Source organism: Streptomyces sp. NRRL WC-3618 (assembly GCF_001280005.1).
Classification (GTDB): domain Bacteria; phylum Actinomycetota; class Actinomycetes; order Streptomycetales; family Streptomycetaceae; genus Streptomyces.
Genome location: NZ_LGDW01000473.1, coordinates 1 through 11,737 on the forward strand (window position 1 = coordinate 1; position 11,737 = coordinate 11,737).

Below are 11,737 nucleotides of genomic sequence, written 5' to 3' on the forward strand. Positions count from 1 at the left end.
TGCCCCACCCCAAGATCCACAGACACGGCAGAACACAACCACAGCCACCGGCAGAACTCACAACTGCCCTACCAATAACTGTGATTGCAGTACTAGGACGGTGTGCGCGCCGCCGCCAGCAGTCGTGTCACGTCGTCCGCGCAGATCGTCAGTGCCGCGCCGACCGTCGCCAGGACGTCGCGTTCCGCCGGGGTGTACGGGCCGTCGGCCAGGGCGATGCGGGCGCCCTGGAGCAGGATCGATTCGCGGCCGGGGGCGGCGAGGTGCGGGGCGAGGGGGTCCAGGGCCTCGTGGAGCTCTATGGCGAGGCCTGAGCCGCACGGGGGGCCGAAGAGACGGCCCGTGTCGGCGGCCAGCGCCTCCACCAGCGCCGAGAGCTGGTCCTCCGTACAGTCGTCGAAGCCCGCCGCGCGGACGCCGGTCACCGCGGTCTCGAGGGTGAGGCGGGCCTGGGTGCCGCCGGCGGCGAGGACCGCGAGGGCGACCGTGTGGACGGCGTCGCGGAGCATCGCGGCGAAGCGGGTCGTGGTGGGGTGGTCGAGGACGTCCGTGCCGAAGTGGCTCTGGCAGGCCGCGCACTCGATGACCGGGCCGGTCTCGCCGCGCGGCAGAATCGGTACGCCGAGAAACGTGAAGCGCCGACGGCCCATCAGGCGCTGGTAGTTGCGGTCCCCGCCGCAACCGGGGCAGAAGAACTCGCCGTCACCGACACCGGCCCAGACCGTACGGGAGCGCAGGACGCGCGCCGTCCGGCCTCCGCGCACGACCCGGCCGCCTCGGCTGTCTCGTCCCTGTCCTGGGAGCACGTAGCACCTCCGGTAACTCCCCCACTGCTCTGTCACAGGGCGCGGGAGGTACCCCCACCGGCAACACCGCCGCGCAGGCGTGATGTTAGCCACATTGTTGATGTGTAGTCAGTACCCAGGACCAGACCTGCCCATGACCCGCCCTGGGATTGGCCGGTATACGACGGCGACCCCGCCCGCCACAGAGGGCGGACGAGGCCTGAAACCAACCGGTCGGGTGAGTCAGCGGCCAGCGCGGTTGACGGCGGATACGACCGCCTTCAGGGAGGCGCGGGTCGTGTTGGCGTCGATGCCGATGCCCCACAGGACCTTGTCACCGATGGCGACCTCGATGTAAGAGGCGGCCTGCGCGGAGGCACCCTCGCTCATCGTGTGCTCGGTGTAGTCCAGCAGACGGGCGTCGATGTCCAGAGACTGCAGGGCGTCGAAGAACGCCGAGATCGGGCCGTTGCCCGTGCCCGCCAGGGTGGTCTCGACACCGTCGACCTCGGCCTCGACGGTGAGGGTGTCCACGCCGTCCTTGTCGGTGGTCGACTGGCCGGTGCGGACCTGGATACGGCCCCAGGGGTTCTCCGGGTTCGGCAGGTACTCGTCCCGGAAGATCGTCCAGATGTCCTTCGGGGTGACCTCGCCGCCCTCGGCGTCCGTCTTGGCCTGGATCAGCTTCGAGAACTCGATCTGCATCCGGCGCGGCAGGTCCAGCTTGTGGTCGTTCTTCAGGACGTACGCGATTCCGCCCTTGCCGGACTGCGAGTTGACGCGAATGACCGCCTCGTAGGACCGGCCGACGTCCTTCGGGTCGATCGGCAGGTAGGGGACCGCCCACTCGATGTCGTCGACGGTGACGCCCTTCGCGGCCGCGTCGGCCTCCATGGCGTCGAAGCCCTTCTTGATGGCGTCCTGGTGGGAGCCGGAGAAGGACGTGTAGACCAGGTCGCCCACGTACGGGTGGCGCGGGTGGACCTCCATCTGGTTGCAGTACTCCCACGTACGACGGATCTCGTCGATGTCGGAGAAGTCGATCTGCGGGTCGACGCCCTGCGAGAACAGGTTCATGCCCAGGGTGACCAGGTCGACGTTGCCGGTGCGCTCGCCCTGGCCGAACAGACAGCCCTCGACGCGGTCGGCGCCGGCCATCAGCGCCAGCTCGGCGGCGGCGACGGCCGTACCGCGGTCGTTGTGGGGGTGGATCGACAGGACGACGTGCTCGCGGCGGGTCAGGTTGCGGCCCATCCACTCGAAGCGGTCCGCGTGCGTCGACGGCGTCGAACGCTCCACCGTGGCGGGCAGGTTGAGGATGATCTCGCGGCCCGGGCCGGGCTGCCAGACGTCCATGACCGCCTCGCAGACCTCCAGCGCGAAGTCCAGCTCGGTGTCGGTGAAGATCTCGGGCGAGTACTGGTACCCGAACTCGGTCTCGGGGCCCAGCAGCTTCTCGGCGTACTCCATGACCAGCCGCGTGCCGTCGACGGCGATCTGCTTGATCTGGTCCTTGGAGCCGCGGAAGACCACCCGGCGGAAGACCGGCGCGGTCGCGTTGTACAGGTGCACGGTGGCGCGCCTGGCGCCCTGCAGGGACTCGACGGTCCGCTCGATCAGGTCCTCGCGGGCCTGGGTCAGTACGGAGATGGTGACGTCGTCCGGGATCGCGCCCGGCTCCTCGATGATCGAGCGGACGAAGTCGAAGTCCGTCTGCCCGGAAGCGGGGAAACCGACCTCGATCTCCTTGTAGCCCATCTTCACCAGCAGATCGAACATCGCGCGCTTGCGGGCGGGTGACATCGGGTCGATCAGGGACTGGTTGCCGTCACGCAGGTCGGTGGAGAGCCAGCGGGGAGCGGCGGTGATCCGGTTTCCGGGCCAGGTGCGGTCGGGGATGTCGACCTGCTCGTAGCGGCCGTACTTGTGGATCGGCATGGAACTGGGCTGCTGGCGGTTGACGCTCTGGGCCATGATGCGTGGGCTCCTCGTGGTGTCCTGAAGGACGGCCGACGGCGCAACGCCAGACTCCGCGGGGAGGGGGTCGGCCTCTACTTACAGGCCCTCGCCGCGGCAGCTAAGGAGGAGCAGCCCGAAACGCATGATGCGAAGCATGCTAGCCGAGCCGCGCCGGGGGCGCGGGCCTGTATCACTATGCGGGACTGCCAGTATGCGGGAGTCGGAGAACAAAAGGGGCGAAAAGTGCGCCATCCCACTCCGGCCCACCATGTCGTTACTCGAAGGAACCGACCCATACCACTACGTCACCGAACGGCAACCTCCTTGTCCCGGTATTTCACCAATCATGGTTGCGGGAGGTGACAGCGGCATCACGCGGTGCAAGGGTGCCGGGCATGACGACACACGGGGGCTTCGAGCCCGTCTTCTGCACCATCGTTCCACCGCACATCCTCGACACGCTCGCCCGTCACGAGGACCCGGCCCTCTCCGGCCCCGCACTGCGCACGCTGATGCTCGACGCCCAGAAGCGCACCGAGCGCCGCATCACCGCCGAGTTCGGCCTGGCCGCCGCTGCGGCCGTGAAGGCGCCCTCCGACCAGCCGCTGCGCACGATCTACGACGCCGGGCACCGCACCGACCTGCCCGGCACGAAGGTCCGCGCCGAGGGCTCCGACCCCGGCCAGGACGCCAGCGTCAACCGCGCGTACTCCGGCCTCGGCGCCACCTTCGACCTCTACCTCAAGGCCTACCAGCGCCACTCGATCGACGGCGACGGCCTGCCCCTCGACGCGACCGTCCACTATGACGAGGGCTACAACAACGCCTTCTGGGACGGCAAGCAGATGGTGTTCGGCGACGGCGACGGCCAGATCTTCGTCGACTTCACCAGCTCCATCGACGTCATCGGCCACGAGCTCACCCACGGCGTCACCCAGCACACGGCGAACCTCACGTACTACGGCCAGCCCGGCGCCCTCAACGAGTCGATGTCCGACGTGTTCGGCTCGCTCATCAAGCAGTACGCCCTCGGCCAGACCGCCGACGAGGCCGACTGGCTGATCGGCGCGGACCTGCTCGCCCCGGGCGTCACCGGCACGGCCCTGCGCTCCATGAAGGAACCGGGCAGCGCGTACGACGACGACGTCCTCGGCAAGGACCCGCAGCCCGCGACCATGGACGGCTATGTCCGCACCGGCCGCGACAACGGCGGCGTCCACATCAACTCGGGCATCCCCAACCACGCCTTCTACCTCGTCGCCACCGCGCTCGGCGGAAACGCGTGGGAGCGGGCCGGGCAGATCTGGTACGACGTGCTGACCGGCGGCGAGCTGGGCGAGCGGGCGTTCTTCGACGACTTCGCCCAGCTGACCGTCTCCACCGCGCGGGTGCGCTACGGCGACGGCGACGAACTCCAGGCCGTGCTGAAGGCGTGGGAGCGGGTCGGCGTGCCGATCACACCCCGGCCCCGTCTGTAGCCGTAACGGCCGCACCGGCCTCGTGCCGGAGCCGTTCTCGTACTAGACAGGGACCCATGCGTATTCAAGTGAGACGTACCGGCGGGTTCGCGGGCATCGAACGGCACGCCCAGGTGGACACGGCGGGCCGCCCCGATGCCGACGAGTGGCACGCCCTCGCCGATCAGGCGATCGCGGCCGGCCGGGGCACCCGCCCGATCGGGGTTCCGGACGGCTTCGGCTACGAGATCACGGTGGACGGGAAGACGGTGTACTGCGCCGATCCCCGGCTCACCGACGAGCAGCGGAAGCTGATCTCGAGGGTGCTCAAAGAAGGGGCATAACGGGTGTCGCGGGTGTCGGCGGTCGGCGCGTAACTGCTTGTTCACTCCCGGCCGTTGACACCCGTTACCCCCGGTACCCATGATCCGGCGCATGGCGATCAACCCGATACCCCCGTTCCCGGCCGGCTTCCTCTGGGGTGTGTCCACCTCGGCACACCAGATCGAGGGAGCGGCGGACCAGCGCGAGACGTCCGTATGGGACACCTTCACGGCCGAACCCGGGCGGGTGAAGGACGGTTCGACGGCGGAGGTCGCCTGCGACCACTTCCACCGCTACCCCGAGGACGTGGCCCTGCTGGCCGGCCTCGGCGTGGACGCGTACCGCTTCTCCGTCTCCTGGCCCCGCGTGAACTCCCCCGGCGGCCTGGACTTCTACGACCGGCTGGTGGACGAGCTGTGCGCGGCGGGCGTACGTCCCGTCCCGACCCTCTTCCACTGGGACCTGCCCGCGCGCCTCGAGGAGAAGGGCGGCTGGCTGGAGCGGGACACGGCGTCCCGGTTCGCCGAGTACGTGTCCGTCGTCGCCGAGCGGCTCGGCGACCGCGTAAAGAAGTGGATCACTCTCAACGAGCCCGCCGAACACACCCTGTTCGGGCACGCGTTGGGCGCGCACGCGCCGGGCAAGCAGTTGATGTTCGACGCGCTCCCGGCCGCCCACCACCAGCTCCTCGGCCACGGTCTGGCCGTACGGGCACTGCGCGCCGCCGGGGCCACCGACATCGGGATCGCCAACTCGCACGGCCCGACCTGGCCGGCCTCGCAGGAGCCCGCCGACCTGGAGGCAGCCGGGTTCTACGACCTCCTCCTCAACCGGCTGTTCGCCGACCCCATTCTCCTGGGCGAATACCCGGACGGCTTGGGCGAGTTGATGCCGGGCGATGTGGAAACCGACCTGAAGGTGATCAGCGAGCCGCTCGACTTCTACGGCGTCAACTACTACTCCCCGACGAAGGTGGGCGCGCCACAGGGCACCGACATCGAGTTCGGCGGCCTGACGATCCCGGCCGAACTCCCCTTCTCCGTCCAGGAGATCGAGGACGTCCCGGTGACGGACTTCGGCTGGCCCGTCGTACCCGAGGGCCTCACCGAGCTGCTCACCACCTTCCAGGGCCGCTACGGCGACCGGCTGCCGCCCGTCGTCATCACCGAGAACGGCTGCTCCTACGAGGGGCTCGACGACCAGGACCGGATCGCCTACCTGGACGGTCATGTCCGGGCGCTGCACCGGGCGTTGGAGGCCGGTGTGGACGTACGCGGCTACTTCGTGTGGTCGCTGCTGGACAACTTCGAGTGGGCGGAGGGGTACGCGCGGCGGTTCGGGCTCGTCCATGTGGACTTCGAGACGCTGACCCGGACGCCCAAGGCCTCGTACGGCTGGTTCAGGGAGCTCCTTCGGGCGCAGCGGCAGCAGGAGCAAGAGGGGGCGGGGCGGTGACCCGGAGATGACGACGGCTGAGGGCGCGGAGGAGACGCAGGGGGCTGCGGGGAGGGCCACGGGGGAGGTGGCGGCGGCGCTCGCCGAGCCCGTGGAGCGGGTCGGGCGGGGGTGGACCGCCTCGCTCTCGCTCGCCAACGGGGCGATCTGGGTGGGCTGGTTCGGGCCGCTGCAGATCCTTCTCGCCTCCCAGGCCGAGGACTTCGCGCCCGGCACCGGGATGTCGAAGGAGACCCTGCTGGCGTGGGTGGCGGGCGCGGGCGCCCTGGTGTCGCTGGCGGTGAACCCGCTCTTCGGCGCGCTGTCGGACCGGACGACGTCGCGGTGGGGGCGCCGTACGCCGTGGATCGTGGCCGGTGCGGCGGGCGGCGCGCTTTCGTTGCTGCTGCTGGCGGGGGCGAGCGGGCCGTGGACGATGGTGGCGGGGTGGTGCCTGGTCCAGCTGACGTTGAACGCGGCCTTCGCCGCCGTCACGGCCGCCGTCCCCGACCGTGTTCCCCGGCTCCAACGAGGCTCCGTGGGCGGCTGGTTGGGCGTCGCGCAGATCCTCGGCGTGGTCGGCGGGACGGGCCTTGCGACGGCGGCCGGCGGGGTGGGCGCGGGCTATGCGGCGTGCGCCGCGTTCACGCTGCTCGGCGTGGGGCCGTACGTCCTGCGGCACAGGGATCTGCGGCTCGCGGCCGAAGACCTGCCGGTGTGGTCGTGGCGGACCTTCCTGGCCGGGTTCTGGCTCAGTCCGCGCCGCTATCCGGACCTGGGCTGGGCATGGCTGACCCGTTTCCTGATCAATCTGAGCAACGGGCTGGTGCTGCTGTATCTCCTGTACTACCTGCGCGACGGCCTCCACTACTCCGACCCCGAGGGGGGCGTCCTCATCCTGACGGCGGTGAACGGCGTGACGCTGGTCGCCACGGTCGTCGTCGGCGGGGTCTGGTCGGACCGGGTGGGCCGTCGCAAGCCGTTCGTGATCTGGTCGGGCGTACTGATGGCGGTGGCGACGGCCGCGCTGGCGGGCTGGCAGACCTGGCCCGGGGCGATCGTGGCCTCGGCGCTACTGGGTGTCGGTTTCGGCGTGTTCACGTCGGTCGACTTCGCCCTGATGACGGACGTCCTGCCGAAGGCAGTGGACCGGGGCAAGGATCTCGGGGTCATCAACGTGGCCAACGCCCTGCCCCAGGTGGCGGCGCCCGCCCTCGCGGCGCCGATCGTGACGTATCTGGGCGGGTATCCGGCGCTGTATCTGGTGTCCGCGGTGATCGGGCTGGCGGGGGCCGTGCTGGTGCGGCGGATCCAGGGGGTGGAGTGAGGGGCATGCCGGGTGCGGGGATTCAGAGGGCGCCGGCGTCGCGGGCCGCGTAGACGCTGGGGTACAGCGGGCGGAAGCCGAGTTCCCGGCGGATGCGGTCGGTGGAGAGGATGCCGAACCACGGGTCGGGGTCGGTGTTCTCGTACAGTTCGGCGGGGACCGCCACCCCGTTGAGCTGATGCAGTTCGACCGCCGTGACGGGGGCGTAGTCGCCGATGTTGTAGATCCGGCCGGCGATGCCCGGTGCGTGCAGGATGCGGAGCAGTCCCTGGGCGACGTCCGCGTGGTGGGCCATCTGGAGCCGCTGGGCGGCCGCCCAGTGCCCGGCCCACATCAGCGACTGGGCGAGGTGCGGATCGCCCTCCCCGTAGACGAAGGGGAGCCGGCCGACGCGTACGTCCATGCCGTCCAGCGCGAGCAGTTCCCGTTCGGCCGCCGCCTTCGACTCCGGGTACGCCCCCCACATCGCCCCGCCGGGCCGGGGCTCGTCCTCCTCGACCAGCGGGCGGCCCCGTCCGGTGCCGTACACGTTCCCCGTGCTGACCTGCACGAACCGTCCCACGCCCGCTGCCAGCGCGGCGCGGCCCAGTTCCACCGCGGCGTCCAGGTTGACGGCCCGCGCCTCCTCGTCCGGGACCCCGCGGAAGGAGGCCGCGACGTTCACGACCGCGTCCACCCCGGCGACCGCCTTGGCGAGCGTCTCCGTGTCACGCAGGTCCCCGACCACGACCTCGGCGCCCAACTCGGCGAACCGCTCCGCCCGCGCCGCGTCACGGACCAGGATCCGCGTCCGCTCCCCCGGCCGGGCCTGCGCCAGCAGCCTCGGCAGGAAGCGCCGGCCGACCTGTCCCGTCGTACCCGTCACCAGTGTCAGCATGATCCGCTCCTCATCGCGTTGTCCGTCGCTGTGAGACCAGCGTCGAACGGCGGCCGGGCGGGCGGGAGAGACCCGTCGATCAGGGGATCGGCAGTCCCTGGATAAGCCGGGCGGGCCGCGACATCCTGAAAAGGTGAACCGAACCGAACTCGCCGACTTCCTGCGCCACGGACGTGCCCGGCTGGAACCCTCGGCGGTGGGCCTCTCACCCGGCGCCCGCCGTCGTACGCCCGGTCTGCGCCGCGAGGAGGTGGCGTCGCTGGCCGGTATGTCGGTGGACTACTACACGCGCCTGGAGCAGTCCCGGGGGCCGCGCCCCTCCCGCCAGATGCTGACCGCCCTGGCCCGGGGGCTGCGCCTCACCGACGACGAACGGGACCACCTCTTCCACCTGGCGGGCGAGGAACCGCCCCGGCGCGAAAGCGTGTCCCAGCATGTCCGGCCGGGCCTGCTGCTGATCCTGGACCGGCTGCACGACACCCCGGCGCAGGTGGTCACCGACTGCGGGGAGGTCCTGGCGCAGAACGCGATGGCGTGCGCGCTGTCGGGGGACGTGTCGGCCCGTCCGCCCAGGGAGCGCAACCTCGTACGCCGGTTCTTCCTGGACCCGGCCGCCCGGGCGCTGATCCCGCCGGAGGACTTCGCCGAGCACGCCCGCGCCCACGTGGCGAACCTGCGGGCCGTTGCCGCGGCCCGGCCCGACGATCCGGTGCCGAGGGCGCTGGTCGCGGAACTACGGGCGGGGAGCGCGGAGTTCGCCCGGCTGTGGGAGTCGCACGAGGTGGCGGTTCGGCGGGCTTCTACGAAGCGGTTCGTGCATCCGGTGGTGGGGGTGCTGGAGCTGGACTGCGAGATCATGGTGGCCCACGACCATCGCCAGCTGCTGATCGTGCACACGGCGCGGCCGGGGACGGAGTCGTACGAGCGGTTGCGGTTGCTGCGGGTGGTGGGGGTGCAGGATCTGGCACCCACGTCCACCCCACCCCCGGGGGCTGCCGCCCCCGGACCCCCGCTTCGGCCCTGAAGGGGCCTCGTCCTCAAACGCCGGACGGGCTGAGGATGCCTGGGCCCGCGCTCAGAAACCCAGCTTGCGCAGCTGCCGTGGATCCCGCTGCCAGTCCTTCGCGACCTTTACATGGAGGTCGAGGTAGACCGGCGTACCCAGCAGCGCTTCGATCTGCTTGCGGCTCTTGATGCCGACGTCCTTCAGACGCTTGCCCTTCGGGCCGATGATGATGCCCTTCTGGCTGGGCCGCTCGATGTAGACGAACGCGTGGATGTCGAGGAGCGGCTTGTCGGCGGGGCGGTCCTCGCGGGGGAGCATCTCCTCGACCACGACCGCGATCGAGTGGGGGAGCTCGTCGCGTACGCCCTCCAGCGCGGCCTCCCGGATCAGCTCCGCGATCATGACCTGCTCCGGCTCGTCCGTGAGGTCGCCCTCCGGGTAGAGCGCCGGGCCCTCGGGCAGCAGCGGGACGAGCAGGTCGGCCAGCAGGTCCACCTGCTTGTCGGCGACCGCCGAGACCGGCACGATCTCCGCCCACTCGAAGCCCAGTTCGCGGCCGAGCTGGTCGATCGCGATGAGCTGCTCGGCCAGCGCCTTGCCCTCGACCAGGTCGGTCTTCGTCACGATGGCGAGCTTCGGCGTCTTCTTGATCGCCGCCAGTTCCTTCGCGATGAAACGGTCACCGGGGCCGAGCTTCTCGTTCGCGGGCAGGCAGAAGCCGATGACGTCGACCTCGGCCCACGTCGTGCGCACCACGTCGTTCAGGCGCTCACCGAGCAGGGTGCGCGGCTTGTGCAGGCCGGGGGTGTCGACCAGGATCAGCTGCGCGTCGGGGCGGTGCACGATGCCCCGTACCGTGTGCCGCGTCGTCTGGGGCTGGTCCGCGGTGATGGCCACCTTCTGGCCGACCAGAGCGTTCGTGAGGGTGGACTTGCCCGCGTTGGGGCGGCCCACGAAGCAGGCGAAACCGGCGCGGTGCGCTGCCGAGGACTGCGACGCGACGGACGGCTCGGACGGCTCGGATGACGGGGTACGGACACTCATGGCGCCCATTGTCCCTGATCCACGGAGACTCACCGCACGCCGAGGCCCTCCGGACACGTCCAGAGCCCCCGGCATCGGCCTTACGGCGCACGCCGAGACGGCATACGATCACCGCGTCCTGGGCCACGGCGTCCGGGCCGCGGGGCCCCGGTCCCGTCCGCCGCGTACTCCTCCCGCTCCCCCCACTCCTCCGCGCAGAAGGGCAAGAGCCAGGAATGAAGCTCATCACCGCGATCGTCAAGCCGTACCGCCTCGACGAGGTCAAGACCGCGCTCCAGGAGATCGGCGTGCACGGTCTGACCGTGACCGAGGCCAGCGGGTACGGGCGTCAGCGCGGGCACACCGAGGTGTACCGGGGTGCCGAGTACCAGGTGGACCTCGTCCCCAAGGTCCGTATCGAGGTCGTCGTCGACGACGCGGAGGCCGACGCCGCCATCGAGGCGATCGTCAGGGCCGCGCGGACGGGGAAGATCGGGGACGGGAAGGTCTGGGTCCTGCCGGTGGAGACGGTGGTCCGGGTTCGGACGGACGAGCGCGGCCCCGACGCCCTCTGAACCACCTGACCCCCAGCACCGACCCCACCGCGCCGAACGCCGCCACCACCACCGCCATCAGCCACGGCAGCGCGAAGAACGACACGCTCGCCGACTCGCGGGTGTCCTTGGCGTACGCCGTCAACGTGATGTCGCCCCAGTCGAGTTGGGGTGCGTCGCGCCAGGGTTCGGTGAGCCGTACCCGTTGGCCGGGCAGCAGCTCGGAGGGGATCCCGGTGAGGTCACGGGCGAGCAGCGTACGGCCGAACAGGCCCTCGGCCCGTAGCTCCACGCGGGGGTCGAGGGTGACGTTGCCGGTGTTGTGCAGGGTGTAGGAGATCGTGGCGGTGCTGTCGCCGAGGCCGGGGACGAGGGGCTGGTGGTGGCTGATCCGGACCCGTTCGACGGTGATCGCGGAGACGGCCGGCCCGTTCACCCGCAGGTACACCCGCGCCCCGACCGCCCGCCGCACCCCGAGTGCCAGGGAGCCGTCGCCCGCGTCGACCTTTTCGTCGAGGGCGACCAACGCGCCCACGTGGTCGCCGGGTTCGGCCTGTTCGGGCACCCGGAGGGTGAAGGGCACGGTGACGGATCGGCGCGGGGGCACGGTGACCCGGGACTTCGCGGGCCGGGCCCAGGCGCCCACACCGCGCTGTTTCTCGTCGAGGGTGCGTACCGCGAACCCGCCGTCGCGGACGGTGTTGTAGGCGTCGGCCGCGTACAGGCGGACGGTGAGCGGCCCGGCGGTCTTGTTGGCGACGGTGATCTTGTCCTCGACGGTCGTACCGGGGTCGGCGGAGAGGTAGAAGTACGGGCGCTGCGCCACCGCCGAGGCGATGGGGAAGACCGACCAGCTGCCGTTGTCGGCGGCGCGGGCGGGGGCGGACGTCAGGAGCGACGCGGCGAGCAGTGTCAGCAGGAGCACGAGAAGGGTGTACGGCTTACGCATGGGTGCGGACCCCCACGGACGGGACGGCCGGAGCGGTCGGGC

11 protein-coding genes are annotated in these 11,737 nt (G+C 70.7%); 6 read left to right on the forward strand and 5 right to left on the reverse strand.

The genetic code is table 11. The features are described 5' to 3' along the window. Positions 1–92: 92 nt before the first annotated feature. Together ADL01_RS35960 and leuA are read right to left on the reverse strand one after the other, a co-directional pair. Positions 93–806: a TerB family tellurite resistance protein gene (locus tag ADL01_RS35960; protein WP_053746267.1), complete on the reverse strand. Its 714-nt coding sequence runs from the start codon at positions 804–806 to the stop codon at positions 93–95. Positions 807–1,028: 222 nt separating this feature from the next. After that, positions 1,029–2,759 carry a 2-isopropylmalate synthase gene (gene leuA / locus ADL01_RS35965; protein WP_053746268.1) on the reverse strand — a complete coding sequence of 577 codons (1,731 nt, stop codon included), beginning with the start codon at positions 2,757–2,759 and terminating at the stop codon, positions 1,029–1,031. A gap of 380 nt (positions 2,760–3,139) precedes the next feature. Here leuA and ADL01_RS35970 point away from each other — a divergent pair, with 380 nt between their 5' ends. The 4 genes from ADL01_RS35970 to ADL01_RS35985 all read left to right on the forward strand — a co-directional run bounded on the left by ADL01_RS35970 (position 3,140) and on the right by ADL01_RS35985 (position 7,286). Then, a complete protein-coding gene (locus tag ADL01_RS35970; protein WP_053746269.1) occupies positions 3,140–4,222 on the forward strand; it encodes a M4 family metallopeptidase in 1,083 nt (360 codons plus the stop codon). Positions 4,223–4,278: 56 nt separating this feature from the next. After that, positions 4,279–4,545 (forward strand): protealysin inhibitor emfourin, encoded by a 267-nt coding sequence (locus tag ADL01_RS35975; RefSeq protein WP_053746270.1) that lies wholly within the window; start codon positions 4,279–4,281, stop codon positions 4,543–4,545. Between the two features lie 79 nt (positions 4,546–4,624). Then, the gene (locus ADL01_RS35980) at positions 4,625–5,980 is read left to right on the forward strand and encodes a GH1 family beta-glucosidase (protein WP_199835030.1); all 1,356 of its coding nucleotides are present in this window, start codon (positions 4,625–4,627) and stop codon (positions 5,978–5,980) included. A gap of 7 nt (positions 5,981–5,987) precedes the next feature. Then, entirely contained in the window at positions 5,988–7,286 is a 1,299-nt protein-coding gene (locus ADL01_RS35985) for an MFS transporter (RefSeq protein WP_234354914.1), read from the forward strand. Positions 7,287–7,308: 22 nt separating this feature from the next. On the opposite strand, the gene ADL01_RS35990 is transcribed toward ADL01_RS35985, so the two are convergent. Beyond that, positions 7,309–8,163 carry an NAD-dependent epimerase/dehydratase family protein gene (locus tag ADL01_RS35990; protein WP_053746273.1) on the reverse strand — a complete coding sequence of 285 codons (855 nt, stop codon included), beginning with the start codon at positions 8,161–8,163 and terminating at the stop codon, positions 7,309–7,311. 133 nt (positions 8,164–8,296) lie between these two features. Here ADL01_RS35990 and ADL01_RS35995 point away from each other — a divergent pair, with 133 nt between their 5' ends. Beyond that, entirely contained in the window at positions 8,297–9,187 is an 891-nt protein-coding gene (locus ADL01_RS35995) for a helix-turn-helix transcriptional regulator (RefSeq protein WP_053746274.1), read from the forward strand. Positions 9,188–9,238: 51 nt separating this feature from the next. On the opposite strand, the gene era is transcribed toward ADL01_RS35995, so the two are convergent. Further along, positions 9,239–10,222, reverse strand: a complete 984-nt coding sequence (era, locus tag ADL01_RS36000) for a GTPase Era (RefSeq protein WP_199835032.1) — start codon at positions 10,220–10,222, stop codon at positions 9,239–9,241. 206 nt (positions 10,223–10,428) lie between these two features. On the opposite strand from era, the gene ADL01_RS36005 reads away from it, so the two are divergent. Beyond that, entirely contained in the window at positions 10,429–10,767 is a 339-nt protein-coding gene (locus ADL01_RS36005) for a P-II family nitrogen regulator (protein ID WP_053746275.1), read from the forward strand. Here the strand turns inward: ADL01_RS36005 and ADL01_RS36010 are convergent. After that, complete coding sequence (locus ADL01_RS36010; RefSeq protein ID WP_053746276.1) at positions 10,661–11,695, reverse strand: WxL protein peptidoglycan domain-containing protein; 1,035 nt, start codon at positions 11,693–11,695, stop codon at positions 10,661–10,663. The genes ADL01_RS36005 and ADL01_RS36010 overlap by 107 nt on opposite strands. Between the last annotated feature and the right edge of the window lie 42 nt (positions 11,696–11,737).

Coding starts and splice junctions, on each gene's coding strand:
- ADL01_RS36010 (WP_053746276.1), bottom strand. CDS start 11,695: ATGCGTAAGCCGTACACCCTTCTCGTGCTCCTGCTGACACTGCTCGCC.
- ADL01_RS35990 (WP_053746273.1), bottom strand. CDS start 8,163: ATGCTGACACTGGTGACGGGTACGACGGGACAGGTCGGCCGGCGCTTC.
- ADL01_RS36005 (WP_053746275.1), top strand. CDS start 10,429: ATGAAGCTCATCACCGCGATCGTCAAGCCGTACCGCCTCGACGAGGTC.
- ADL01_RS35970 (WP_053746269.1), top strand. CDS start 3,140: ATGACGACACACGGGGGCTTCGAGCCCGTCTTCTGCACCATCGTTCCA.
- ADL01_RS35980 (WP_199835030.1), top strand. CDS start 4,625: ATGATCCGGCGCATGGCGATCAACCCGATACCCCCGTTCCCGGCCGGC.
- era (WP_199835032.1), bottom strand. CDS start 10,222: ATGGGCGCCATGAGTGTCCGTACCCCGTCATCCGAGCCGTCCGAGCCG.
- ADL01_RS35975 (WP_053746270.1), top strand. CDS start 4,279: ATGCGTATTCAAGTGAGACGTACCGGCGGGTTCGCGGGCATCGAACGG.
- leuA (WP_053746268.1), bottom strand. CDS start 2,759: ATGGCCCAGAGCGTCAACCGCCAGCAGCCCAGTTCCATGCCGATCCAC.
- ADL01_RS35985 (WP_234354914.1), top strand. CDS start 5,988: ATGACGACGGCTGAGGGCGCGGAGGAGACGCAGGGGGCTGCGGGGAGG.